The organism is Amycolatopsis orientalis DSM 40040 = KCTC 9412 (genome assembly GCF_000478275.1).
Classification (GTDB): domain Bacteria; phylum Actinomycetota; class Actinomycetes; order Mycobacteriales; family Pseudonocardiaceae; genus Amycolatopsis; species Amycolatopsis orientalis.
Map to the genome: position 1 here is coordinate 235,013 of NZ_ASJB01000083.1, position 24,320 is coordinate 259,332.

General features: G+C 69.3%; 26 protein-coding genes. 14 read left to right on the forward strand and 12 right to left on the reverse strand.

Annotated elements, in window-relative coordinates:
* Together L324_RS32230 and L324_RS32235 are read right to left on the reverse strand one after the other, a co-directional pair.
* Nucleotides 1-768, reverse strand: coding sequence for an SDR family oxidoreductase (locus L324_RS32230; protein WP_037317640.1), 768 nt, complete (start codon nt 766-768; stop codon nt 1-3).
* A gap of 111 nt (nt 769-879) precedes the next feature.
* Nucleotides 880-1,434, reverse strand: coding sequence for a TetR/AcrR family transcriptional regulator (locus tag L324_RS32235; RefSeq protein WP_037318816.1), 555 nt, complete (start codon nt 1,432-1,434; stop codon nt 880-882).
* 80 nt (nt 1,435-1,514) lie between these two features.
* Between L324_RS32235 and L324_RS32240 the strand changes: the two genes are divergently transcribed.
* Nucleotides 1,515-2,318: an SDR family NAD(P)-dependent oxidoreductase gene (locus L324_RS32240; RefSeq protein ID WP_037317643.1), complete on the forward strand. Its 804-nt coding sequence runs from the start codon at nt 1,515-1,517 to the stop codon at nt 2,316-2,318.
* Here the strand turns inward: L324_RS32240 and L324_RS32245 are convergent.
* The 3 genes from L324_RS32245 to L324_RS32255 are packed head-to-tail and all read right to left on the reverse strand — an operon-like array spanning nt 2,305 to nt 4,126.
* Nucleotides 2,305-2,988, reverse strand: a complete 684-nt coding sequence (locus tag L324_RS32245; RefSeq protein ID WP_037317646.1) for an ABC transporter permease — start codon at nt 2,986-2,988, stop codon at nt 2,305-2,307. The genes L324_RS32240 and L324_RS32245 overlap by 14 nt on opposite strands.
* Complete coding sequence (locus L324_RS32250) at nt 2,985-3,797, reverse strand: ATP-binding cassette domain-containing protein (protein ID WP_037317649.1); 813 nt, start codon at nt 3,795-3,797, stop codon at nt 2,985-2,987. The genes L324_RS32245 and L324_RS32250 overlap by 4 nt, the downstream gene beginning before the upstream one ends.
* Nucleotides 3,794-4,126, reverse strand: a complete 333-nt coding sequence (locus tag L324_RS32255; protein ID WP_037317652.1) for a PadR family transcriptional regulator — start codon at nt 4,124-4,126, stop codon at nt 3,794-3,796. The genes L324_RS32250 and L324_RS32255 overlap by 4 nt, the downstream gene beginning before the upstream one ends.
* 163 nt (nt 4,127-4,289) lie before the next feature.
* Between L324_RS32255 and L324_RS32260 the strand changes: the two genes are divergently transcribed.
* Together L324_RS32260 and L324_RS32265 are read left to right on the forward strand one after the other, a co-directional pair.
* Entirely contained in the window at nt 4,290-4,658 is a 369-nt protein-coding gene (locus tag L324_RS32260) for a YciI family protein (RefSeq protein ID WP_037317656.1), read from the forward strand.
* Nucleotides 4,646-5,866: an RNA polymerase sigma factor gene (locus L324_RS32265; protein ID WP_037317660.1), complete on the forward strand. Its 1,221-nt coding sequence runs from the start codon at nt 4,646-4,648 to the stop codon at nt 5,864-5,866. The genes L324_RS32260 and L324_RS32265 overlap by 13 nt, the downstream gene beginning before the upstream one ends.
* Here the strand turns inward: L324_RS32265 and soxR are convergent.
* Nucleotides 5,856-6,302 carry a redox-sensitive transcriptional activator SoxR gene (soxR, locus tag L324_RS32270; RefSeq protein WP_081736562.1) on the reverse strand — a complete coding sequence of 149 codons (447 nt, stop codon included), beginning with the start codon at nt 6,300-6,302 and terminating at the stop codon, nt 5,856-5,858. The genes L324_RS32265 and soxR overlap by 11 nt on opposite strands.
* Before the next feature lie 76 nt (nt 6,303-6,378).
* Here soxR and L324_RS32275 point away from each other — a divergent pair, with 76 nt between their 5' ends.
* The 3 genes from L324_RS32275 to L324_RS32285 all read left to right on the forward strand — a co-directional run bounded on the left by L324_RS32275 (nt 6,379) and on the right by L324_RS32285 (nt 8,994).
* Nucleotides 6,379-6,972: an antibiotic biosynthesis monooxygenase gene (locus L324_RS32275; protein ID WP_037317665.1), complete on the forward strand. Its 594-nt coding sequence runs from the start codon at nt 6,379-6,381 to the stop codon at nt 6,970-6,972.
* Nucleotides 6,969-7,793 (forward strand): NAD(P)H-binding protein, encoded by an 825-nt coding sequence (locus L324_RS32280; protein WP_037317668.1) that lies wholly within the window; start codon nt 6,969-6,971, stop codon nt 7,791-7,793. The genes L324_RS32275 and L324_RS32280 overlap by 4 nt, the downstream gene beginning before the upstream one ends.
* A 124-nt stretch (nt 7,794-7,917) precedes the next feature.
* Nucleotides 7,918-8,994 (forward strand): methyltransferase, encoded by a 1,077-nt coding sequence (locus tag L324_RS32285; RefSeq protein ID WP_037317671.1) that lies wholly within the window; start codon nt 7,918-7,920, stop codon nt 8,992-8,994.
* Nucleotides 8,995-9,080: 86 nt separating this feature from the next.
* Here L324_RS32285 and L324_RS32290 read toward each other — a convergent pair whose 3' ends face one another.
* The gene (locus L324_RS32290; RefSeq protein WP_037317673.1) at nt 9,081-9,965 is read right to left on the reverse strand and encodes a LysR family transcriptional regulator; all 885 of its coding nucleotides are present in this window, start codon (nt 9,963-9,965) and stop codon (nt 9,081-9,083) included.
* Nucleotides 9,966-10,035: 70 nt separating this feature from the next.
* On the opposite strand from L324_RS32290, the gene L324_RS32295 reads away from it, so the two are divergent.
* A complete protein-coding gene (locus tag L324_RS32295; RefSeq protein WP_037317676.1) occupies nt 10,036-11,376 on the forward strand; it encodes an FAD-binding oxidoreductase in 1,341 nt (446 codons plus the stop codon).
* Nucleotides 11,377-11,472: 96 nt separating this feature from the next.
* The gene (locus L324_RS32300) at nt 11,473-12,654 is read left to right on the forward strand and encodes an acyltransferase family protein (protein WP_037317678.1); all 1,182 of its coding nucleotides are present in this window, start codon (nt 11,473-11,475) and stop codon (nt 12,652-12,654) included.
* 77 nt (nt 12,655-12,731) lie between these two features.
* Here L324_RS32300 and L324_RS32305 read toward each other — a convergent pair whose 3' ends face one another.
* The 3 genes from L324_RS32305 to L324_RS32315 are packed head-to-tail and all read right to left on the reverse strand — an operon-like array spanning nt 12,732 to nt 14,256.
* Nucleotides 12,732-13,148 carry a nitroreductase family deazaflavin-dependent oxidoreductase gene (locus L324_RS32305; protein ID WP_037317680.1) on the reverse strand — a complete coding sequence of 139 codons (417 nt, stop codon included), beginning with the start codon at nt 13,146-13,148 and terminating at the stop codon, nt 12,732-12,734.
* A gap of 36 nt (nt 13,149-13,184) precedes the next feature.
* A complete protein-coding gene (locus tag L324_RS32310; RefSeq protein WP_037317682.1) occupies nt 13,185-13,544 on the reverse strand; it encodes a PLDc N-terminal domain-containing protein in 360 nt (119 codons plus the stop codon).
* Between the two features lie 37 nt (nt 13,545-13,581).
* The gene (locus tag L324_RS32315) at nt 13,582-14,256 is read right to left on the reverse strand and encodes a cytochrome P450 family protein (protein ID WP_051174218.1); all 675 of its coding nucleotides are present in this window, start codon (nt 14,254-14,256) and stop codon (nt 13,582-13,584) included.
* 84 nt (nt 14,257-14,340) lie between these two features.
* Between L324_RS32315 and L324_RS32320 the strand changes: the two genes are divergently transcribed.
* Nucleotides 14,341-15,195, forward strand: coding sequence for a PaaX family transcriptional regulator (locus tag L324_RS32320; RefSeq protein WP_037317685.1), 855 nt, complete (start codon nt 14,341-14,343; stop codon nt 15,193-15,195).
* Nucleotides 15,196-15,281: 86 nt separating this feature from the next.
* Here the strand turns inward: L324_RS32320 and L324_RS32325 are convergent, their stop codons facing one another.
* Nucleotides 15,282-15,689 carry a RidA family protein gene (locus L324_RS32325; protein WP_037317688.1) on the reverse strand — a complete coding sequence of 136 codons (408 nt, stop codon included), beginning with the start codon at nt 15,687-15,689 and terminating at the stop codon, nt 15,282-15,284.
* 48 nt (nt 15,690-15,737) lie between these two features.
* Between L324_RS32325 and L324_RS32330 the strand changes: the two genes are divergently transcribed.
* The 4 genes from L324_RS32330 to L324_RS32345 all read left to right on the forward strand — a co-directional run bounded on the left by L324_RS32330 (nt 15,738) and on the right by L324_RS32345 (nt 22,040).
* Complete coding sequence (locus L324_RS32330) at nt 15,738-18,089, forward strand: bifunctional salicylyl-CoA 5-hydroxylase/oxidoreductase (protein ID WP_037317691.1); 2,352 nt, start codon at nt 15,738-15,740, stop codon at nt 18,087-18,089.
* Entirely contained in the window at nt 18,086-19,228 is a 1,143-nt protein-coding gene (locus tag L324_RS32335) for an acyl-CoA dehydrogenase family protein (RefSeq protein ID WP_037317694.1), read from the forward strand. Before L324_RS32330 ends, L324_RS32335 begins: the two co-directional genes overlap by 4 nt.
* Nucleotides 19,229-19,321: 93 nt before the next feature.
* Nucleotides 19,322-20,557 (forward strand): ROK family transcriptional regulator, encoded by a 1,236-nt coding sequence (locus L324_RS32340; RefSeq protein WP_037317697.1) that lies wholly within the window; start codon nt 19,322-19,324, stop codon nt 20,555-20,557.
* Nucleotides 20,558-20,798: 241 nt separating this feature from the next.
* Nucleotides 20,799-22,040, forward strand: coding sequence for a glycoside hydrolase family 16 protein (locus L324_RS32345; protein ID WP_037317701.1), 1,242 nt, complete (start codon nt 20,799-20,801; stop codon nt 22,038-22,040).
* Between the two features lie 194 nt (nt 22,041-22,234).
* On the opposite strand, the gene L324_RS32350 is transcribed toward L324_RS32345, so the two are convergent.
* Nucleotides 22,235-22,888, reverse strand: coding sequence for a GntR family transcriptional regulator (locus L324_RS32350; protein ID WP_051174261.1), 654 nt, complete (start codon nt 22,886-22,888; stop codon nt 22,235-22,237).
* Nucleotides 22,889-23,069: 181 nt separating this feature from the next.
* Here L324_RS32350 and L324_RS32355 point away from each other — a divergent pair, with 181 nt between their 5' ends.
* Nucleotides 23,070-24,314 carry an MFS transporter gene (locus L324_RS32355; protein ID WP_037317707.1) on the forward strand — a complete coding sequence of 415 codons (1,245 nt, stop codon included), beginning with the start codon at nt 23,070-23,072 and terminating at the stop codon, nt 24,312-24,314.
* The last annotated feature ends 6 nt before the right edge of the window (nt 24,315-24,320 follow it).

Genomic DNA, 24,320 nt, shown 5'->3' on the forward strand with positions numbered 1-24,320 from the left:
TCAGACCTGGGCGGTGGGCATCACGGTGACCTGCTGGAGGTTCACCCGCGCCGGGAGCGAGGTCAGGAACGCCACGGTCTCGGCGATGTCCTCCGGCTTCAGCCAGGTCAGCGTCTCGCGCACGCCGTCGAGCCATTCGATCGCACCAGGGTCGGTGACGTGCCCCTGCAGCTCCGTCTCGACCAGACCGGGCTCGACCGCCGCGACTCGCACGCCCTTCGGTCCGAGGTCCGCGCGAAGGTTCTTCGAAAGGTGCGTGACGTACGCCTTCGAAGCGACGTACACGGCGAAGGACGGGAAGACGGCCTGCGCGCCGATGGACGAGGTGTTCACCAGGTCCGCGACGCCCTTTTCGGCCGCCGAAGCGACCAGATGCGGGACGAACGCGCCGATCGCGTTCATCAGGCCCGACATGTTGACGTCGATCATGCGCTGCCAGTCGGCGGTCGCGAGTTCGTCGATCGGCGCGGCCAGCATCACGCCCGCGTTGTTGAACAGCAGGTCGGCGCGGCCCAGTTTCGCCTCCACCTCGGCCGCCGCGGCCCGCATCGCTTCGGCGTCGGCGACGTCGGCCGTGAGGACGAGCGCGGTCCCGCCGTCCCGGTCGATCTCCTTCGCGAGCGTTTCCAGCCGGTCCGCCCGGCGGGCGATGAGCGCGACCGCCGCTCCGGAGGCGGCGAGCCGCCGTGCGGTCGCCTCGCCGATCCCGCTGGACGCGCCGGTGACGACGGCGACCCTGTTCGCGTGCCGTGCCGGGGAGTTCGTCATCTCTGTCTCTCCTAAGTGGACTCGTTATCGCGTTCTGAGTCCAGGAAACCGGCTAGGGCCGAGAGGTGGAACGGTCTGCTCAACCTAGGTCCGGCAGTACCAGCCAGGACCTCAGGCCGCGAGGGCGCCGAGTACGAGAGCGGCGTGCTTGCGCCAGACGTCGTCGCCCTGCGAAGAGGTCAGTTCGACGATCCGGCCGAGCGCGAGGATCTGCAGGCCGATGTCGGCGGAGGTGATCCCGGCCCGCAGGCGGCCCTCCCGGTGCGCGCGTTCGACCAGGTCATCGAGGCTCTCGGCGAGGTGCGCCCGGCAGGCTTCGAGTGCGCCTTCGGTGACGGTGAGCCCGTCGAGGAACGCGCGGTGACGAGCCATCATCGCCAGGGTCCGCTCGACGAACAGGCCGATTCCCTCCCACGCGTCCTCGGCGGCCTTCGCCTGCTCGGAGACGGCCGTCCACTCGGCCACGTCCTCCTCCAGCACGGCTTCGACCAGGTCGTCCTTGGTCGGGAAATGCCGGTACAGGGTGGCGACGCCGACGCCCGCGCGCCGCGCGATCTCCCGGACGTCGGACGTGAGACCGCGTTCGGCGAAGGTCTCGCGCGCGGCCTCCAGCACTTGCGCCCGGTTCCGCGCCGCGTCCCAGCGCTGACGTCGAGGAGTGGTCATGCCGGAATCCTACCTGTTCCGGAACGCGTGTTTCGGATACGGTGGTTTCCGGATCACTTGTTCCGGAACAGGAGGCGACCATGTCCACGATCGTGATCACCGGGGGAACCGACGGACTCGGCCGCGCGCTGGCGGCCGACCGGCTGCGCGCCGGCCACACCGTCGTCGTGGTGGGCCGCGGCGAGACGAAATTCCGCGAGCTGGCGAAGAACGGCGACGCGCATTTCGTCAAGGCCGACCTTCGCGAAGTCGCGGAGAACCTGCGCGTCACCAAGGAGATCGCCAGCCGGTTCCCCGTCGTCGACACCCTCGTACTGGGTGCCGCGTACGTGCACCGAGACCGGCAGATGACCAGCGAGGGCTTCGAACACAACTTCGCGCTCTACTACCTGAGCCGCCACATCTTCGCGTCGGAACTCCAGGAAGTCCTCGGCGCCGCCGAGCGGCCGCTGATCCTCGACACCACCGTTCCCGGCGCACCGGAGGACGCCGTCCGCTGGGACGACCTCCAGCTGGAACGGGGCTATACCTGGAAGATCGCGAACCTCCAGAGCCGTCGGCTCGGTCTGCTGTCCGCGTCCCGGCTGGCGTCCGATCACGTGCGGTACGTGCTCTACAACCCCGGTTTCGTCCGCACGAGCCACCAAGGCGCGCTCGGCAGGACCTCGCGCGCGATGGTCGGCGTCCTCGCGAAACTCCTGGGCACCCCGCCGGAGAAGGCCATCTTGCCGATGCTCGACCTCATCGAGAACCGGCCGGAGGTACCGCTGAGCGCCTACCTTCGCGGCAAGCCCCTCGAACTCGACGCCGCCACCGCCGAAGAAGCCGAGCGGCTCCATCGGGAAACCGCCCGGCTACTGGGGGAAGTCGCTAAACGAACTTGAGATGCGAGCGCCGCCGCAACCGGATTCCCGACGCGATGGCGACCGTCGCGAGCAGCACCGCCATCGAGAGCACCCCGTGCACACTTCCCCTGGTCAGGTACCCGATGTCGGTATGGTCGATGGCGTAGGTGCCGATCTCGCGACTGGACCAGAACGGCAGCAGGCGCGCGATCAGGCTCGACGGATCGGCCATCATCTGCAGCCCGACGACCGCCAGCAGGACCAGCGTCCCTTCGAGTTCCCGCGGCAGCACCGCGCTGAGCGCGAGCCCGAACGGCGCCGACACGGCGACCGTCAGCACCATGATCAGGGCGACCGGGCCGTAGCGGACGTCGTGCTGGTCGACGAGGATCAGCACAAAGTACGGTGCGGACAAGAGCGTTCCGACCGTCCACAGTGCACTCAACCGGCCGAGGTACAGGTGATGGGAGCGGTAGCCCGAAAGCCGAAGCCGGGGTTCCATGGCGCGGCTCGCGCTTCCGGCGAACAGCGCGGCGGTGCTCAGCGCCCAGCCGAGGCCGAGGCAGACGAACCGGATCGACTGGCCGAGGTGGTCACCGCGCCTGCTCAGGTAGAACACCAGCGGCAACAGCAGGAGGATCAGCAGGACCGCCCGGCGGCGCAGGAGTTCGCGCAGCGCCATTTCGGCGATCGTCAGTACCTTCTTCACGCGACCGCCTTCCTGGCCGGGGAGAGTTCGAGCACGGTGTCCACCTGGTCCAGCCGGTTGAGCAGATGGGTGACCACGACGATGGCCTTTCCCGCCTCCCGCCATTGCCAGACCTGGTGCCAGAAGTCGAGGTAGGTGCCCTTGTCGAAACCCTGGTAGGGCTCGTCGAGCAGGAGGACGTCCGGTTCGCCGAGCCCGGCCAGCACCAGGTTCAGTTTCTGCCTGGTCCCGCCGGAAAGGTGCCGCGCCTGCCTGCCGCGTCCCGGCGTCCAGTCCAGGGCAGAGGCACGCGCGTCACCGACGCGGGCAGCCTCCTCGCGCGACATCCCCCGGCCCGCCCCGATCAGCACGAAATGCTCACCCGCGTCGAGGAAGTCCGCCGTGCCCCCGTCCTGCGGGCAGTAGCCGAGCGAACCGCGGACGCGGACCTCGCCCTTGTCCGCCCCGGTCAGCCCGGCGCAGATGCTCAGGAAGGTGCTCTTGCCGCAGCCGTTCGCGCCGATCACCGCGGCGACCTCGCCCGACCGCACGACGAGGTCGACGCCGGTCAGCACCGGACGGCGGCCGTACTTCTTCGTGATGCCCCGCGCTTCCAGCAGCACCTCACCCGGGCGGCGCCGGGGACGCCCCACGCTGTCGGCCACGGCCGAGGCGTAGGCGGGCGGCGGACCGAAGACCCGCATCGGATCCCCGCCGCTTTCCCGCAGATGCACCGCCGCCTCCGCGACCACCTGCCGCGCGGCGTCCCCGCCGACGCCGCGACGGCGCAGTTCGTGCGCCAGCGCGGAAAGCCAGCCGTCGTGGTTCATCTTCCCTCCCGCAAGATCGAGGCCACCCCGGCGGAGAACTCCTGCCAGTCGGCGGTGGCGTGCCGCAGTGTTTCCCGGCCCGCGGCGGTGATCCGGTAGTACTTGCGCGCCGGCCCGGCCGTGCCGTCCCGCCAGCTCGCGGTGACCAGGCCGAACCGCTGCAGCCGCAGCAGAACCGGATAGAGCGTGCCGCCCTGGATGGGGCCGAGTCCGGCGGCGTCGAGCGACTGGGCCAGCTCGTAGCCGTAGGACTCGCGCTCGGCGACCAGCGCCAGCACACACGGCGCCAGCACTCCCCGCAGCCATTGGCCTCGCCGGTCCTGATCCACGACAAGCAATGTAGCAGTACTACCTAGATAGCACTACAAGCTAGTTTGACCTGCGACAATGCGTCGGCGAAGAAAAATCCGGGAAAATATCGCCGCCGCTGTCGAATCGGTGGGACGCCCTTCGTATAGGGGGTGACAAACCGCTCCGAACAAGGAGGACGCCATGACCCAGTACCTCATCAGCCTGTACCAGCCCGACGGCCCCACCCCGCCGCCGGAGTTCCTCGAACCGATCGCGCGCAAGCTCCAGGCGCTCAACGACGAGATGCGGGCAGCGGGTGCCTGGGTGTTCGCCGCCGGACTGCACCCGCCGACCACGGCGACGGTGCTCCAGGCCAAGGAGAGCGGCGACATCGTGATGACGGACGGCCCGTACGTCGAGGGCAAGGAACATCTCGGCGGCTTCACCATCGTCGAGGCGCCGGATCTGGACGCCGCGCTCGTCTGGGGCAGGCGGATCGCGGAGATCACCTACCTGCCGATCGAGGTCCGGCCGTTCCAAGGCGAGGAAGACCCTTCGTGCGTTCCCTGACCACCGAGGACATCGGCCGGATCTTCACCGAGGAGTACGGGCGCGCGGTCGCGGTCCTGGTCCGCGTCTTCGGCAGCATCGACATCGCCGAAGAGGCGGTCCAGGACGCCTTCGCCGCGGCGGTGGACCGGTGGCCGTCCACCGGTCTGCCGCCGAGTCCGGCGGGCTGGATCATCACGACCGCCCGCAACAAGGGCATCGACAGACTGCGCCGGGAGGCCGCGCGCGACGACAAGCACGCCCAGGCCGCGCTGCTCCACGCGGGCGACGAGGCGGAGGACGAGGGTCCCGTGCGTGATGACCGCTTGAGGCTGATCTTCACCTGCTGCCACCCCGCGCTCGCCGTCACCGCGCAGGTCGCGCTGACGCTGAAACTGCTGGGCGGGCTGACCACCGGGGAGATCGCGCACGCGTTCTTCGTCCCCGAAAGCACGATGGCACAACGGCTTGTGCGGGCGAAGGGCAAGATCCGCGACGCGAAGATCCCGTACCGCGTCCCGGACGACGCCGACCTGCCGGACAGGCTGCGTTCGGTGCTCGCCGTGGTGTACCTCGTGTTCAACGAGGGCTACACGGCCAGCTCCGGCGACCGGCTGGTCCGGGAGGATCTGTGCGCCGAGGCGATCCGGCTCGGCAGGCTGCTGGCCGCGCTCATGCCCGACGAACCCGAGGTCACCGGGTTGCTCGCGCTGATGCTGCTCACCGAGTCCCGCCGCGCCGCCCGCACCGGAGCGGACGGCGACGTCGTCCTGCTGGCCGGACAGGACCGGTCGCGGTGGAACCGGGAGCTGATCGCCGAGGGGCAGGCGCTGGTCCGCGGCTGCCTGCGGCGGAACCAGCCGGGGCCGTACCAGATCCAGGCCGCGATCAACGCCGTCCACAGCGACGCCGACGGCACGGAAAGCACCGACTGGTCGCAGATCGTCCAGCTCTACGACCTGCTGCTGACGATGAACCCGACGCCGGTCGTCGCGCTCAACCGGGCGGTCGCGGTGGCCGAAGTGGACGGTCCCGGCGCGGCACTCGACGTCGTCGACGGCCTGAAACTGGAGAAATACCACCTGTACCACGCCATCCGTGCCGATCTGCTGCACCGGCTCGGCCGCCCGGCGGACGCGGCACAGGCGTACGAGGCGGCGATCCGGCAAGCGGAGAACAGTGCCGAACGACGTCTGCTGGAACGGAAACTGGCCGCGATCAGTCCTTGATCAGCCGCGCGGGGCCGGGCCCCTTCGCGGCGAGGAAGTCGGCGGGATTGACCAGGACGCACTGGTCGAAGGACAGGCAGCCGCAGCCGATGCATTCGGTGAACCGGTCGCGCATGCACTCCAGCTGCTCGATCCGCTTGTTGAGTTCGGCGCTCCAGCACGCGGAGGCGCGCCGCCAGAACGCGTGGTCCGGCTCGGCGCCCTCGGGGAGGAGGCTGAGCACACCGCCGATCACCTCCAGGGGGATGCCGAGGTGGTGCGACGCGCGGATGAACGCGACGACCCGGAGCGTGCTGCGCGCGTACCGGCGCTGGTTTCCGCTGGTACGCCTGCTCTGAATGAGCCCCTGACGTTCGTAGAACCGCAGGGCGGAGGTGGCGACGCCACTGCGCCGCGACAGTTCCCCGATGGTGATCTCGGCAGGCAGTTCGGACATGTCCGCCATCCTAGCTTGACTTAAACCCTGGTTTAAGTTCGAAGCTGGAGGCATGACAGCACAGGGGACATCCGAAATGACCATCCACACCGGACACTGGCCGACGCCGAGCGGCGAGCTGGTGGCGGTGGCGCGGGAATGGCCGGACGCCGACGCGGCGCGGGCGGCGCTCGCGAGCCGTTCGGCCGAGGGGCTCGTGTCGGCCACCGCGTACGAAGGAGTCGGCCATGACGGCGCCTTCACCTACGAGCAGTGGACCAGCGAAGACGCCATCAAGGACCTGGACGGCGCACCGGTGTACCGCCTCTATCGCGGCGGACGCGGCGAAGGCGAGCCCGGGGTGCTCGTGGTCGTCTCGGTCGAATTCGACCGTGCCGACGAGCGGCAGCAGCGTGAGTGGGTCGACCTCGTCTTCGCGGCACTGGACTCGGAACCCACCCATGCTCCTGGCGGCGTTTCGGGCTTCTTCCACCTCAGCATCGACGGCCGCCGGATGCTGAACTACGCCGAATGGACCAGCGAGGAGGCCCACATCGCCGCACTGGAGGCGCCGGGCGACAAGGGCGGCATCGGCACGACCGACGCCTGGAAGGCTGTGCGTCAGCATCCGGGGATGAAGAGCTCGACGGTCAAGCGGTACCGCCCGATCCTTTCGGCGGTGGCGGCATGAAGCCGATCCTGGTCGCGGGAGCGACGGGCAACGTCGGCTCGCAGGTGGTCACCCAGTTGCGGGCGCGGGACGTCCCGGTCCGGCCGCTGAGCCGGAACCCGCCGCCCGACGGCGTCCGCGGTGACCTGGCGAAACCCGAGACGATCGCGCCGGCACTCGACGGCGTCGACACGGTGTTCCTGATGCTCTCCGGCCCCGCCGAAGCGCTCGTGCCCACTGTCTCGCTGCTCGGCGAGCGAGTGAAACGCGTGGTGTTCCTTTCCTCCGGCGCCGTCGACGATTCACTGGCGAAGCAGGACAATCTCATCGGCGCCTGGCACCGGACCGTGGAAGAGGCGATCGAGGCGACGGGCGTGGACTGGACCTTTCTGCGTCCGCACGGGTTCGCGGCCAACACCCTCGGCTGGGCGCCGTCGATCCGCGAGGACGGCGTCGTCCGCGGGGCGTACGGCGAGGCGTCGATGACGCTGATCCACGAACGCGACATGGCCGCGGTGGCCGTCGAGGCGCTGACCGGCGACGGGCACGCGGGGGCGAAGTACGTTCTCACGGGCACGCGGCCGATCACGCATATCGAGCAGGTGCGGATCCTCGGCGAGGCCGCCGGGCGCCCGGCGCGCTGGGAGGAGATCAGCCCGGAAGCCGCACGGGAGGCGATGCTCGCGAGGATACCGGACTTCATCGTCGAAACGATCCTGTCCGGATTCCGGGAGCTGGTGGACAACCCGGGCGAAGTCACCACGACCGTCGAGGACGTCACCGGCAGGCGGGCGCTGGACTTCGAGGTCTGGGCGGCCGAGCACGCCGCCTCGTTCCGGTAGCATCGGATTCGTGTCGACACCGGTTCATGCCGCGGCGGTCCACTAGCCGCCGTTCCTGAAAGCGCCCCCTCGGAGCAACGCCCGCGGGGTCCGTTCGCCGCGGGCGGAAACAGGAACGGAAACCATGAACCCTCTGTCCATAATGGACGGCGGTCGGCGCTGGCTGACCACCATCGGCACGAATCCACCACACCACGTCGTCGAAGTCGGCGACGAACTCACCGCCGACGAGGCGCTTCGGCTCGCCATGTCAGGCACCGGTCTCGCCTGGCACGGCGACTTCCCGAACGCGCGTAACCTTCTCTCCGCGTTGGGCCGCCGTTGCGCGCCGACACCCGGGAAATCGTTCCAGGACCAGCGAAACCGGCAAGCCCGCCGAGCGAGGATCCTCGGCAGGCTGCTGGTTCCGCTGGAACCTGGACACGTCCTGCCGCTGCGCCGCGGTCCGGACGTCCGGGACGCCTGCACCGAGGTCTACGGACCTTCGGAAAGCCCGTCGCTGGTGTCCTTGCGGGAACTGCTCGGCGTCATCGGCGCGCACGAGTGGCGGGTCAAGGGCGTCGAGATCCCGGCGCTCGACGCGAAGATCCATCCGCACTATGGGGTCTTCTCCCCCGTCCGCGGCGAATACGTCGACCTGGTGGCGAGAACTCCCTTACCCACCAAGGAACTGGCGTTCGACATCGGCACCGGGACCGGCGTGCTCGCCGCGGTGCTCGTCCATCGCGGCGTCGAAAGGGTGGTGGCGACGGACAGCGAACCCCGCGCAGTCGCCTGCGCGCGGGAGAATTTCGGGCGACTCGGCTTCGAAGGAATCGAAACCCTCGAAACGGATTTGTTCCCGCCCGGACGCGCGCCGCTGATCGTCTGCAACCCGCCCTGGCTCCCCGCCCGCGCGCACACCCCGCTCGAACGGGCCGTCTACGACCCGGGGAGCCGGATGCTCAACGCCTTCCTCGACCGGCTGCCCCGGCATCTCACACCCGGCGGGGAGGCCTGGCTGATCCTCTCCGACCTCGCCGAACTGCTGGACCTGCGCCCGAGCGAGCGGCTGACGGCGGCGTTCACGCGCGCCGGGCTCGAAGTCCGGGGACGGACGGACGTCCGGCCGCGGCATCCCCGGGCGACCGATCCCCGCGATCCACTGCACGCGGCCCGCGCGAAGGAGGTGACTTCGCTGTGGCGTCTCACCGCGGGGTAAGGCAATCGCGGCGGGGCTCCGGGCTGGGTCGTGAGTGGTAATGACGGTTAGAACCGTCATTACCACTCACGACCCCCGTATTGCCATCACAGCGCGAGTAACGCCCGCGCCTGACTGATGAACACGCGGGCGGCGGGGCTGACCGGCCCCTCCGTCCGCCAGGCGAGCGCGAGTTTCGCCCGCAGCCCGGCAGGCCGGGTGATCTCCATGGCGTGCAGTTTCGTGTAGTGGGTCGCCAAGGACATCGGCACGACGGCGACGCCGAGCCCGCGTCCGACCAGTTCGGCGACGACGTTCGGGTCGCCCGCCTCCAGCGTCACGCGCGACTGCGCGCTGTCGGCGAGGAAGGCCGCGTCGACGATCGCGCGCATGCCGGTGCCCTTCGGCAGGCTCACCAGCGAACGGCTCTCCAGCTCCGACAGCGTGATCGTGGCCCGCGCGGTGAGCGGATCGTCCGGCCCGGAGATGGCGACCAGCGGCTCGTCGAGGACGACTTCCAGGCCGATCCCCGGCGGCGGTTCACCGGAGACGCCGATCAGCGCGATGTCGAACCGGCCGTCGGCGACACCCGCGAGCAGGATATCGGAGGTCGCCTCGGCGAGCGTGATGTCCACCGCGGGATGGCGTTCGTGGAACCGCGCCAGGAGATCCGGCAGGTTCACCGGGCCGCGCGAGGACACCATGCCCATCGCGACCTGCCCGCGGACCAGCCCGGTGAGGTCGTCGACCGCCTGCCGCACCCCGGCGACGGCGGCGAGCGCGGCCCGCGCGTGCGGCAGCGCGGCCGCGCCGACCTCGGTCAGCCGGACCGCCCGCGCCGACCGGTCGAGCAGCGGCTGCCCGAGTTCGCGTTCGAGACGGCGGATCTGGGCGCTGACGCCGGGCTGCGCCACGTGCAGCCGCTCGGCGGCGCGGGTGAAGTTCGCTTCCTCGGCGACCGCGACGAAGTATTCGAGCTGACGCAGTTCCATAACCACTGATTATAGTTGCCAGACAAACTAGATCTTGGACTTCTGGCCGGATCGAGATCAGGCTGATGTCATGACCGAGATGCTCCGCCCCGGCGACGCCGGATACGACCAGGAACTCGCCGGCTTCCAGACCGCCGTACCCCGTCGACCCGACGTGATCGTGGCCGCCGCTTCGGCCGCCGACGTCGTCGAGGCCGTCCGGTACGCCGGGGAACACGACCTGCCGATCGCCGTCCAGTCGACCGGGCACGGCGTGGCCGTCCCCTTCGAGGGCGGCGTCCTCGTCACCACCCACCGCATGGACGGCGTCCGGATCGACGCGGAGACGTCGACCGCCCGGGTCGACGCGGGGGTGCGCTGGGGTGCCGTCATCGAGGCGGCCGCCGAGTACGGGCTGGCCCCGCTGAGCGGCTCGTTCCCCGGTGTCGGCGTCGTCGGCTACACCCTCGGCGGCGGGTTCAGCCTGCTCGGCCGCCGGTACGGCCTCGCCGCCGACCACGTCACCGCCATCGAGGTCGTGACCGCCGACGGCGAACTCAGGCGCGCCACCCCGGACACCGAACGGGACCTGTTCTGGGCACTGCGCGGCGGTCGCGACAACTTCGGGATCGTCACCGCGCTCGAGTTCGGGCTCGTCCCCGTCACCCGTCTCTATGGCGGCAGCCTGCAATTCGGCACCGAATCGCTGGCGACGGTGCTCCGCGCCTGGCGCGACTGGACGGCCGGGATGCCGCGCGAGATGACGTCGTCGCTGGCCATGGTCCCGATGCCGGATCTGCCGATGGTGCCCGGGCCACTGCGCGGTAAGCACGTCGCCCAGATCCGGATCGCCTACCTCGGCGACGCCGCCGAGGGCGGACGTCTCGTCGCACCGCTGCGCGCCGCGGCCCCGCCGCTGGGCGACACCCTCGCCGAGATCCCGTTCACCGAATCCGGCTCGATCGCGAACGAGCCGCCGTTCCCGCACGGTTACCGCGCCGACAACGCCACCGTGTCCGAACTGAACGACACCATGCTCGACGCGATCCTCGACCACGCGGGCCCCGACGCCCCAGTGCCGACCGTCGTCCTGCTCGACCTGCTCGGCGGCGCGCTGTCCGACCCGCCCGAGCATCCCGGCGTCGGCTGGGACCGCGAAGCCCGCTTCACCGTGCGGGCGCTGTCCGTAGTGGACGACGCCGGAACGGCCGCGATCAACGCCGCGCACGGGAAGCTGTTCGACGCGCTGAAGCCCTGGTCGACCGGCAAGCTCCTCACCTTCGTCTACGGCGACAGCGACGCGGGCACGGAAGCGTCCAAGGTGTATTCACCGGCGGATCTGCGGCGCCTCGCCGAGGTCAAGGCGGCCGTCGACCCGGCGAACCGGTTCCGGCTGACACATAACGTCGAACCGGCGCGTGACGCTGGGTGATCTCCGAAAACCGCAGGTGAGAGGCCCCTATCCGGGACGAAGGCGCAGCGGGCGGCCCCCGTATACTTCCGGGCCGAAACGCCATTAGGGGGCACCGTGCGCACTTTGGACCATGACGAGTTCCTCGCCATGCGTCGCTTTCCCGCTCTCGACGGGTTGCGCGCCATCGCTGCCACCATCGTGATCCTCTTCCACTTCGCGGGTCCGAAGTGGAGCTGGCTGTCGGGCTGGGTCGGTGTCTACATCTTCTTCGTGCTGTCCGGGTTCCTGATCACGACACTGCTGCTTCGTGAGCAGGACCGGACCGGACGGATCTCGCTTTCGGCGTTCTACCTGCGCCGCGTCTTCCGGATCCTGCCGCCGTACCTGGTGATCCTCGGCGGGATCGTGGTCTTCGTGTGGCTGCGCGGCGAGTTCATCGCCCGCGAGTTCCCGCACGCGCTGAAGTACTACCTGACGTTCTTCAACGAGTTCCTGCCCGGCAGCAAGCCGAACGGCGCGGACAACTTCTTCAGCGGCTCGTGGACACTCGGCATCGAGGAGAAGTTCTACCTGGTCTGGCCGTTCCTGCTGGTGGTCGCGGGCGCCGTCGGGCTGGCCGCGGCGTGGCGCAAGCTCGCGCTGGCGATCGCCGCGTTCGCGCTGATGGCGGGCCTGGTCGGCGTCACCAGCGGCTGGGTCCTCAACGGGCCGCAGGTGCCGATCTACCGGTCGACAGTGCACTACGCGATCCTGCTGATCGGCTGCGTGCTGGCGATCGCGATGCACTACCGCCGGTCCTACGCGGTGATCAAACCGCTGACGCATCCGCTCGCGGCGATTCCGGTGTTCGGCGCGTTCGCGCTGCTGCACGTCAACATGGAAAGCCTGTGGTGGGAGACCGGCAGCAACCTGGGCCTGCTGATCGCCTACGGCCTGCTCTCGGCGATGCTGCTGGTCGTGCTGGTCTCGCCCGGCCCGCTGCGCTGGCTGCTCGCGACCAGGCCGATGCGCTTCGTCGGAGAGCGGTCGTACTCGCTCTACCTGCTGCAGGGTCCGGTGCACTTCGCCGTGGTCGCGGCGATCCCGCCGCTGGGCGAGCACCGGATGATCAGCGCGCTGACCGTGTTCGCGGTCGGCCTCGCGATCGCGGACCTGATCCACCGCTGGGTGGAGCAGCCGATGATCACCACCGGCAAGAAGCTGATCGCGCGCCGCCAGGAGCGCAAGGCCCTGCGTGCGGCCGAGGTCGAACTCAAGGCACCCAGCGTCGTCGAAGCGCCCAGCGCCGCGCGCTGAACCCCCGCGTTTCGTCCTCTGGATGCGGTACTTGCGCGTGCAACTACCGCATCCAGAGGACTAAATGCGGGGGGTGATCAGCGGGAGATCGTGACGATCGGGATCACCCGGTCGGTCTTGTTCTGGTAGTCGGCGAAGCCCGGCATGAGGCTGACCATCTTCGCGTACAGACGGTCCCGCTCGGCGCGGTCTTCGAGGACGACCGTCGCGATCGCTTCGAACTTCTCCGTGCCGACCTCGATGGTGACCTTCGGGTTGGCGACGATGTTGTGGTACCAGGCCGGGTTCTTGTCCGAGCCGGCGTACGACGCGGCGACGACGTACTTGCCGTCGTCCTCCGCATACGCGAGCGGGGAGGTGCGCGGCTCGCCGCTCTTCGCCCCCGTGGTGGTGAGAAGCAGCAGGGAGCCGCCTTCGAACGGGCCGCCCACCTTGCCTTCGTTCTCGCGGAATTCCTTGATGATGTTCTTGTTCCAGTCGAGCATTTCGGACATCGTTCCTCCTGTGTGGATCTCCGTCGCCGAGGCTACTCAGTCCTCGCGGCTTTCGCGGGCCTTGCGGCGCTGGGCTTCGGCCCTCTCCCGGCACTTCCGCAGGAACTCTTCGTCGTCCTCGGCGCTCGTCGCGGCGAAGCGGCCCGGCCGGTCGTACTCCGGGAACGACGGCGTCTCCCGTTCGTAGCGGCCACGCGGGGCACGGACGGTGTGCTGCGGACGACCGGCGACCAGCCAGACGATCGAGCCGATCAGCGGAACGAGCAGTACCAGCAGCAGCCACATCCCCTTGGGCATGTTGCGACAGGATCCGTCGTCCGTGGTGATCACGTCGACGATGCAGAAGATCCACAGACCGAGCGTGAGAACGCCGAATAGACCATTGAAATACAGCATCGAAAGACTCCCCAGTTCCAGATGACCGGGGTAATTCTTAGCACAGCGAGGCGTCGAGAATTCCCGCAGCCACCTGGAGTGCCTGAGCTTTTCCGGGACAGTGCTTGGGCCCTGCTCCGAATGGCCGCTCCGTAAGGTCCACTTCGACGATGCCTCCGCCGACCCACCGCCGCGTGATGCGGACAGGCGGATCCTCGCGCAGAACCCGGTCGAGCAGGCCGTCGACGTCCTCACCGGGCCGACGGGCCGTGCGCGCCTTGATGATCAGCTTGGCCGTGGCGTCGCAGGCCTGCACCAGTAGCCCGATCCGGGCAGCCGTCCGCTCGTCGGCGACGCCGCCACAGGCTTCGATCAACCGTCGCATGGCCGCCTCGGCGTCCGCGCCGGGTTCGGTGTGCGGGTGGTAGCAGGCGGAAACCGCAGCGATGTCGCGGGAAACGTCCGGCAATCCCAGTTCCGCCGCCAGGACGGCGACCGGGACCGTCCAGGCGATCCGGTCCGCCGGTTCGTGCCGTAACTCCCGGGTGAGCGCGAAGGCCTTGTCCCGCAAGGACCCCATCGGCGCGAGTTCGCCGACGACGAGCGCGCGCCGCCGGGCGTGGTCTTCGGGACGGCTGAACCGGGCGACGTTCGCCCGCAACCACCGGACACCACCCGGCTCCACGTCCTCGGGCACCGGCGGGACGGGGGCTTCGATCAGCGGATTCTCCATTCCGCCACGCTAAGTGCGGAACGCTTCGGTCACGGCCGAAACGTCGGGCCGCGGAAGCGGGTGGCACGTTGTTATGGTGACCGGGTGACGGCCGTGTCGGAGGCAACCGAAGTCGACGGCGCGGGGCGAACGGCGCAACCGCGCCAGCTCATCGTGACCGTGTACGGCCTCTACTCGCGCGGCGAGGGCGGCTGGCTTTCGGTCCGCTCCCTGATCGACCTGCTGGCCGGGGTGGACGTCGAGGAACCCGCCGTCCGGTCGTCGATCTCCCGGCTGAAGCGGCGCGGGATCCTTTCCGCCGTACGCCGCAACGGTGCGGCGGGCTACGAACTCTCCGAGACCGCGCTCGCGATCCTGCGTGAAGGCGACGAACGGATCTTCCGCCGTGAACGCGCCACCCCCGGCGACGGCTGGCTGCTCGCGGTGTTCTCCGTCCCGGAAGCCGAACGGCACAAAAGGCATATTCTTCGCACCCAGCTCGCGCGACTCGGTTTCGGGACCGCGTCGTCCGGCGTCTGGATCGCGCCCGCGCATCTGCGCGACGCGACCTCCGACATGCTGCGGCGGCTCGAACTGGAGGGGTACGCCGACCTCTTCCACGCCGAGCATCTCGCGTTCGGGGACGTGCGGGACAAGATCCGCGAGTGGTGGGACCTCGACCAGCTCGAATCGCTCTACACCGCTTTCCTCGACGAGCACACGCCCGCACTCCGCCGGTGGCAGCGGCGAAAGACCACGGACGAGGCCGAAGCCTTCGCTGACTACGTCCGGGTGCTGACCGACTGGCGGCGGCTGCCCTATCTCGACCCGGGCCTGCCCGCGGAACTGCTGCCGCCCGGCTGGGCCGGGATCCGGGCCTCGGACCTCTTCTTCACGCTGCACTCACGACTGGGCGAAGCCGCCGCGGCACACGTGTCGCGCACCCTTCCCGACGCGTGAGGGCCCCCGGGAGCTGAAGGGCCCTTTCCCCGCATGCGATGCAGGGAAAGCGCCCTTCGCCGCATGAGATGAGGGGAAAGCGTCCTTCAGCCGCCCGCGACCACCGCGAAGCCCTGCACCTCGACCAGCGCCTCGGCGTCCCAAAGCCGGCTGACGCCGATCCCCGCCATCGCGGGGTACTCGCTCCCGGCCAGCCGCTTCCACACCGCGCCGATCTCGCGCGCGTGGGCGCGGTAGTCGTCCATGTCGACGATGTAGATGGTCACGCTGCACAGATCCGACGGCTCGCCGCCCGCCGCGCGCAACGCGGTGAGCAGATTGGCCAGCGCGCGTTCGAACTGCTCGACCACGCCGTCGCCGACGATGCGGTTCTCCTCGTCCAACGCCGTCTGACCGGCGAGGAAGACGAACCGTCCGCTCGCCGCGACGGCGTGCGAGAAGCCGGAAGGGCGGCCCAGCCCGGGCGGATTGATGCGCTCCATACCGGTCAGCATATCCCGCATCGTTGACGGTCGTACATACCGCGACATACCCTGGGCGACGTGCGTATCGCGGTGTTAGGCGGCGGCCCGGCGGGGCTCTACTTCGCCACGCTGGCGAAACAGCTCCATCCCGATCACGAGATCACCGTCTGGGAGCGCAACGCGCCCGACGACACCTTCGGCTTCGGTGTGGTGTTCTCCGACGAGACCCTCGGCGGCATCGAACACGCCGATCCGGTGATCCACGCCGCGATGCGGCGGGAGTTCGCGCGCTGGGACGACATCGACGTCCACTTCCGCGGCACGGTGCACACCTCCGGCGGGCACGGGTTCGCCGCGATGAGCCGCAAACGGCTGCTCGGCATCCTCCAGGAACGCTGCGCCGAACTCGGCGTGGACGTGCGGTTCCGCACCGCGGCGCCGAGCGTGGCCGAGGCGAGCGCGGAGTACGACCTCGTCGTCGCGGCGGACGGCGTCAATTCGCCGACCCGCGCCGCCCTCGCCGAGAGCTTCCGCCCGGACATCCAGACCCGCCGCTGCCGCTACATCTGGCTCGGCACGGATCTGGTCTTCGACGCCTTCAAGTTCCACGTCCTGGAAACCCCGCACGGGATCATGCAGATCCACGGCTACCCCTACAGCGACACCGCGAGCACCTTCATCCTCGAGCTGCACGAGGACGTCTGGCAGCGCGCGTTCGGCGAGATCGCCGCGACCTCGCTCGCGCCGGGCGAGAGCGACGAGAAGTCGATCGCCCTCATCCGCGAACTGTGCGCGGACGTGCTCGGCGGGCACCAGGTGTTCGCCAACAACTCGAAGTGGACCGCGTTCGCCACCGTGCGCTGCGCCAGCTGGCGGCACGAGAACGTCGTCCTGCTCGGCGACGCCGCGCACACCGCGCATTTCTCCATCGGCTCCGGCACGAAACTCGCCATGGAGGACGCGCTCGCGCTCGCCGCCTGCCTGCACGAGCAGCCCGACACCGACAGCGCGCTGAGCGCGTACGAAGCCGAGCGCCGCCCCGTCGTCACCTCGACCCAGCGCGCCGCGCAGGCGAGCCTGGAATGGTTCGAGAACCTGGGCCAGTACACGCATCAGGACCCGCCGCAGTTCGCGTTCAACATCCTGACCCGCAGCCGCCGCGTCACCTACGACAACCTCAAGCTGCGCGATCCCGAGTTCGCCACCGGGCTGGACACCTGGTTCGCGTCCACTTTGGACACTCAGGTCCGGCCGCCGATGTTCCAGCCGTTCCGGATCGGGAACCTGGAGCTGCCGAACCGCGTCGTCGTCTCACCGATGGACATGTACTCCGCCGAAGACGGCGTCCCGACCGATTTCCACCTGGTACACCTGGGAAGCAAGGCGCTCGGCGGTGCCGGGCTGGTGATGACGGAGATGGTCTGCGTCTCCGAAACCGGCCGGATCACGCCGGGTTGCGGCGGCCTGTACACCGAGGAACAAGAGCGGGCGTGGGCCAGGGTCACCGGCTTCGTCCACGGGAACACCCCCGCACGGATCGGGGTCCAGCTGGGCCATTCCGGGCGCAAGGGTTCGACGAAACTGATGTGGGACGGGATCGACCAGCCACTGCCGGAGGGCAACTGGGAGATCTGCGGCCCGTCCGCGATCCCGTACAGCGAAGCGAATCAGACCCCTCGCGAACTCACGAAACCCGAATTGCGGGAGATCCGCGACCAGTTCGCGCGGTCGGCCCGCGCCGCCGCACGCGCCGGGTTCGACCTCCTCGAACTGCACTGCGCGCACGGCTACCTGCTTTCGTCCTTCCTCTCCCCGTTGACCAACCGGCGTACCGACGAATACGGCGGCTCACTGGAGAACAGGCTGCGCTTCCCGCTCGAGGTCTTCGACGCCGTCCGCGCGGCGTGGCCGGCCGACCGGCCGATGACCGTCCGCATCTCCGCGACCGACTGGTACGACGGCGGGATCGACGTCGACGACGCCGTCGAGATCGCCCGCGCGTTCGCCGAGCACGGCGCGGCCGGGATCGACGTCTCGACCGGCCAGGTCGTCAGCGAGGAGAAACCCCAGTACGGCCGCAGTTACCAGACCCCGTACGCCGACCGGATCCGCAACGAGATCGGGCGCGAGTACGGGGTCGCGGTGATCGCCGTCGGCGCGATCTCCTCCTACGACGACGTCAACTCGCTCATCCTGGCCGGCCGCGCGGATCTGTGCGCGCTCGGCCGGACCCATCTCTACGATCCACAGTGGACCCTGCACGCGGCCGCCGAACAGGGCTACCCGATGCCGTGGCCGAAGCAGTACGCCGCGGGCAGCCGGAAACCGCAGGGCGGCCGTACCGACGGGCCGAAACCACGGCTGGAACTCCTTCGCTCGGGGGAACCCGGCACCGCACACGCCCGCTGGCGACCTGGGAGCGACCGATGACCGCCTTCGCGCTGAACCCCGACCAGCAGGCCTTCGCCGAGGAAGTCCGGCGGCAGGGCGCCGAAAAACTCCGCCCGCTGGCCGAATCCGGCACCGAAGGCGCCGTGAACCGGGCCCTGCTCAAGGAAATGGGCACGCTCGGCCTGCTCGCGCGGCTGTTCCCCGGCGTCGACGGCGGCAGCCCGAGCCGGGAAGCCGCCGCGATGGATCTCTGCATCCTGCGGGAATCCCTCGCGAGCCAGAGCACCGAGGCCGAGACGGCGTTGGCGCTCCAGGGTTTGGGCACCTATCCGGTCCTTCAGTCCGGACAGGACTCGCAGGTCTCGAAGTGGGTTCCGGCCGTGGCCGCGGGCGACGCCGTCGCCGCTTTCGCGCTCACCGAACCGAACGCGGGCTCGGACGCGGCCGCGCTGGAACTGGCCGCCGAACCCGACGGCGACGGCTGGCGCCTGACCGGCGAGAAGATGTGGATCTCCAACGCCCCGGAAGCCGATTTCTACAGCGTTTTCGCCCGCACCACCCCGGAAGCGGGCTCGCGCGGTGTCTCCGCGTTCGTCGTCCCCGCCGATCGTGCCGGGCTTTCCGGTGAGCATCTCGACCTCGTGAGCCCGCATCCCATCGGGACGCTGGTGTTCGACGGCGTCCGGGTCGAGCGGGACGAACTGCTCGGCGAACAGGATCGCGGTTTCGGCGTCGCCATGCGGACCTTGGACCTGTTCCGGCCGAGTGTCGGCGCGTTCGCCGTCGGCATGGCGCAGGCCGCGCTCGACGCCGCCGTCGCCCACGCCCAGCACCGGATCGCGTTCGGCGGGCCGCTGCTGAAGCAGCAGACCGTGGCGCACACCCTCGCCGAAATGGCGACGAGGACCGAGGCGTCCCGGCTGCTGGTCTACGCCGCGGCCGCCGCCTACGACGCGGGCGAACGGAACCTCGCGGGCCGGGCCGCGATGGCGAAGCTGTTCGCCACCGAGACCGCCCAGTACGTAGTCGACTCGGCCGTGCAGATCCACGGCGCGCGGGCGCTGCGGCGAGGGCATCTGCTCGAACACCTCTACCGCGAGGTCCGGGCGCCGCGGATCTACGAGGGCGCGTCCGAGGTCCAGCGGACGATCATCGCGCGGTCGCTGACTTCTTCCTAGCCGGACGGGGCCTTATTTCACCAGTTAATACATGGCGGGGGTTAAGGTCGTGGGGCATCCTGGATCCCTACGCCGCCATCAGATGGGTATCGCATGCCTGCCAAGCGCACCACCGTCCGCGACCTTCGGCGGCACAATCGTTCCCTCCTGCTGTCGAAACTCTACTTCGACGGTCCGCTCAGCCGCCACGAATTGAGCGGTCTGACCGGTTTGAGCGCGGCCACCGTCAGCAACGTGACCGCCGAACTCGGCGAGGAACACCTCATCATCGAAGCCGGGCTGGTCGAGTCCGACGGCGGCAGGCCGCGCGTTCTGCTCCGGGTCGACCCGGCGTACGGCCACGTCGCCGGCGTCGACATCGGCGAGACCGGGGTGAAGGTCGAACTGTTCGACCTGACCATGAACCGGCTCGCCACCGTCGAGCACCCCCTCGCCTCACCACGGCCCGACGCGGCCTCGGCGGTGACCCAGGTGGCTTCCGGGCTCCGGGAAGTGATCGCGGAATCGGGCATCGACGAGGCGACCGTGCTCGGTGTCGGTGTCGGCGTTCCCGGCACCGTCGAGCAAGGAGAGGCGCTTCGCGTGCACGCGCCCACCATCGGCTGGACAGAGGTCCCGCTGACGGATCTGCTGCGCGCGCAGGGCATCGACCTCCCGTTGTTCGTCGACAACGGTGCGAAAACCCAGGGCCAGGGGGAAATGTGGTTCGGCGCCGGCCGCGGCGCCCGGCACGCGGTGATCGTCCTGATCGGATCCGGGGTCGGCGCGGCCGTGGTCACCGACGGCACCACCTACCGCGGTTCCACCAGCAGCGCGGGCGAATGGGGTCATACGACGATCGTCTACGGCGGACAGGAATGCCGCTGCGGATCGCGCGGCTGCCTGGAATCCTACGTCGGCGCGGAGGGCGTCCTCGCGCGTTATCGCAAGGCACGGGGCGGAAAAGCCGCTGCGGGCGAGGACGAGCAGTCGCAGTTCGCCGCCTTGCTGGAGTCGGCGGGCAAGTCCAAGGCCGCCGCCAAGGTGCTGGAGGAGACGGCGGGTTACCTCGGCGCGGGGATCGGCAACCTGATCAACCTGTTCAACCCGGAGCGGATCGTGCTGGGCGGCTGGGCCGGACTCGCGCTCGGCGAGGACCACCTGCCCGAGATCCGGCGCGCGGCGGGCGAGCACGCGCTCAAGCACGTGTTCGACCAGACCGAGATCGAACTCGGCAGGCTCGGACCGGACGCCGTCGCCATAGGAGCCGCCACCCTTCCGGTCGCCGCTCTGCTGGAGCAGGGCGCGGACCCGCGGACGGCCGGGTCGAAGCGCGGCACGGCCGCCTGAAGGACGCTTTCCCCGCATCTCACGCGGTGAAGGGCGCTTTCCCCGCGTCGCATGCGGGGAAAGCGCCCTTCAGCCCCGCCTTAATTCGAGGTGGAAAATTACCGGCCCCGACGTCTTGTCGCAGTGGTAGAGACCATGCATACTTTGTTGTCAGGCACAACAAAGTAGTTCTGCCACGCGCTTTCCGTTCTCCCGCGTGTCCTGCCGCGCGGGGTCCCCAACGGTCAGAGAGGCGACAACGATGTCCATCTCACCCCGCTTGCGCCACGTCGTCCAACGAACGGCGGCACTCCTCGCCGCCGGCGTCCTGCTCGGCTCGCTCCCCGCCACCGCCCAGGCCCCGGCCTCGGAGGCGGCGGTCCTGGCGGCCACCTTCACCGACGACTTCAACGGTCCCGCCGGCGCCGGGATCGACACCTCGAAATGGCATTTCGAGACCGGTGACAACGTGAACAACCACGAGCGGCAGTGGTACACGTCCGGCACGAACAACGCGGCGCTCGACGGACAGGGCAACCTGGTCATCACCGCGAAGAAGGAGAACCCCGGCAACTACAACTGCTGGTACGGCCGGTGCGAGTACACCTCGGCCCGGCTGGCCACCCAGGGCCAGTTCACCCAGACGTACGGCCGGTTCGAAGCGCGGATGAAACTGCCGCGCGGGCAAGGGATGTGGCCCGCGTTCTGGATGCTCGGCGCCGACATCGGCAGCGTCGGCTGGCCCAACAGCGGCGAGATCGACATCATGGAGAACGTCGGCTTCGAGCCGAACACGGTGCACGGCACCCTTCACGGCCCCGGGTACTCCGGGGCGGGCGGTATCGGCGCGGCCTACAACGGCCCGAACTTCTCCGACGACTTCCACACCTACGCCGTCGACTGGGCGCCGAACCAGATCAAGTGGTACGTGGACGGGAACCTTTACCAGACCCGCACGCCGGCCGATCTCAACGGCAATCGCTGGGTCTTCGACCATCCCTTCTACCTGATCCTGAACCTCGCCGTCGGTGGTTACTGGCCGGGTGACCCGAACTCCAGCACCGTCTTCCCGCAGCGCCTCGTCGTCGACTACGTGCACGTCACCTCCAGCGGCACGGCGGGCAACACCGGCCGGATCACCGGAATCGGCGGCAAATGCGTCGACGTCGCGGGGGCGAACACCGCCAACGGCACGCCCATCCAGATCACCGACTGCAACGGCAACGCGGCGCAGAACTGGACCGTCGGCGGCGACGGCACGCTCCGCGCGCTGGGCAAGTGCATGGACGTCTCCGGCGGGTCGACCGCGGACGGCGCGCCCGTACAACTCTGGGACTGCAACGGTTCCGGCGCGCAGCGATGGGCGATCAGTGGCGCCAGGGACATCGTGAACCCGCAGGCGAACAAGTGCCTCGACGCCACCGGCAACAGCTCCGCGAACGGGACGAGACTCCAGCTCTGGACCTGCTCCGGCACCGCGAACCAAAAGTGGACAACCCCCTGACCCCGCCGCACTTAGCCGACTAACCGCGACCACCACCGTCGCCCCCACCGCATCCAGAGGACTAAATGCGGCAGCTCTCACCCCACCCCACCGCGTTTAGTCCTCTGGATGCGGCGGGGCGGGGTGCGAGCGGGCGCAGTTAGCGGGCTAAACGCGATCAGGGGCGCTGGGCGCGATCAGGGGGCTAAACGCGATCAGGGGTGCTGGGCGCGTTCGGCGTAGGCCTCGACGAGCTGGGCTTCGGCGTCGGCGAGGTACTGCGCGAGAAGCGTCTCGGCGCCGGAGCCGTCGCCCGCCTCGATACGTTCGAGGATCTCCGCGTTGCGCTTGAGGTACGGCTCGTGGAAGCGCCGCGGGTCGGCCATCATGTGGAACACCAGCCGCAGCTCGGCGAAGATGCCGCGCATCAGCTCGTCGATCCGTTCACTGCCACCGAGTTCCGCGATCACCGCGTGGAACCGGATGTTCGCGGTGCCGAGATCCTGCCAGCGCTCACTCCGCTCGGCGAGCTTGCCGTCCTCGACCGTGCGCGCGAGCTTCGCGAACGTCGGCGGCTTCTCCGTCACCCCTCGGACAGCCGAGCACTCGACGACCTTGCGCACCTTGTAGAGATCGACGACGTCCTCGACGGACAGCACCCGCACGAAGACGCCGCGGTTGAGCTCATGGGTCAGCAGCCGCTCGTGCGTCAGCAGCCGGAACGCCTCACGCAGCGTGTTCCGCGAGACGCCGAGCGCCGAGCCGATGTCGTGCTCCGAAAGCCGCACCCCCGGCAGGAAGAACCCTTCCGCGATCCGCGTGCGCAGGACGCCCGCGACCCGCTCGGCGGTGCTGGTGCGGCTGATCATGCCGCGATCCGCTTCGAGTCCTTGCACCGATGCAGGACCACCCTCCGCGATCGTCACGTGACCGATCCTACCTACCGACAAGAGGTCCAGCCAAGGATCCTCTTGTGGAATTGTTGAACAATACCTACAGTGGCTCTCCATGTGACCCGTGCCACGATGAGCTTCACCTCTGGAGGTGCCGATGGACGCGACAGCCACTACCGAAGACACACGCCCCTTCGCCTGGTTCCGCACGCTCGGTTCGCGAGGCCGCCGGGCCTTCGTCGGCGCGTTCGGCGGCTACGGGCTCGACTCGTTCGACTACCAGACACTGCCGCTGGGCCTGGCCGCGATCACCGCCTACTACGGCCTCTCCGGCGGCGAAGCCGGCCTGCTCGGCACGACGACGCTGGTGGTGTCGGCGATCGGCGGCATCGGCGCGGGTGTCCTCGCCGACCGCATCGGCCGCGTCCGCACCCTCCAGATCACCATCGCGATGTACACGATCTTCACCGTGCTCTGCGGGTTCGCGCCGAACTTCGAGACGCTTCTGATCTTCCGCGCCCTGCAGGGTCTCGGTTTCGGCGGCGAGTGGGCCGCCGGTGCCGCGCTCGTGGCCGAGTACTCGCAGGCGAAATATCGCGGCCGCACAGTCGCCTTCGTGCAAAGCGCCTGGGCGGTCGGCTGGGCACTGTCGGTCGTCGTCTACACCGTCGTCTTCAGCATCTGGAGCCCGGACATCGCCTGGCGCGTCATGTTCTGGACCGGCGTCATCCCCGCCCTCCTGGTGCTGTGGGTCCGCCGCAACGTCCAGGACGCGCCCGTCGCGGAAGCGGCCCGCGCCACGAAGAAGGAACGCGGTTCACTGGCGGGCATCTTCAAACCGGACCTGCTGCGCACGACGTTCTTCGCGGCGCTGCTCGCCACCGGCGTCCAGGGCGGTTACTACACGCTCGCGACGTGGCTGCCGAGCTACCTCAAGACCACCCGCGGCCTCACCGTCATCGGGACCGGCGGCTATCTGGCGTTCCTGATCTCCGGCGCCTTCATCGGCTACGTCACCGGCGGCTACCTCACGGATCTCCTGGGCCGCAAGAAGACCTTCCTGCTGTTCTCCGTGTTGTCGGCGGGTCTCATCATCGCCTACACGCAGATCCCGGCCGGCGCGAACACGCTCGTGCTGTTCCTCGGCTTCCCGCTCGGGTTCTCGATGTCCGCGATCTTCAGCGGGTTCGGCGCGTTCCTCGCCGAGCTGTACCCGTCGGCGCTGCGCGGGACCGGGCAGGGCTTCACCTACAACCTCGGCCGGGCCATCGGCGCGACCTTCCCCGCCGTGGTCGGTTTCCTCGGCGCGGGCGGCGCGATGGTGTTCGGCGCGGTCGGCTACGGCATCGCCGTACTGGCCCTGCTCGGCCTGCCCGAGACTCGCGGCCGCGAACTTCTGTGACCACAA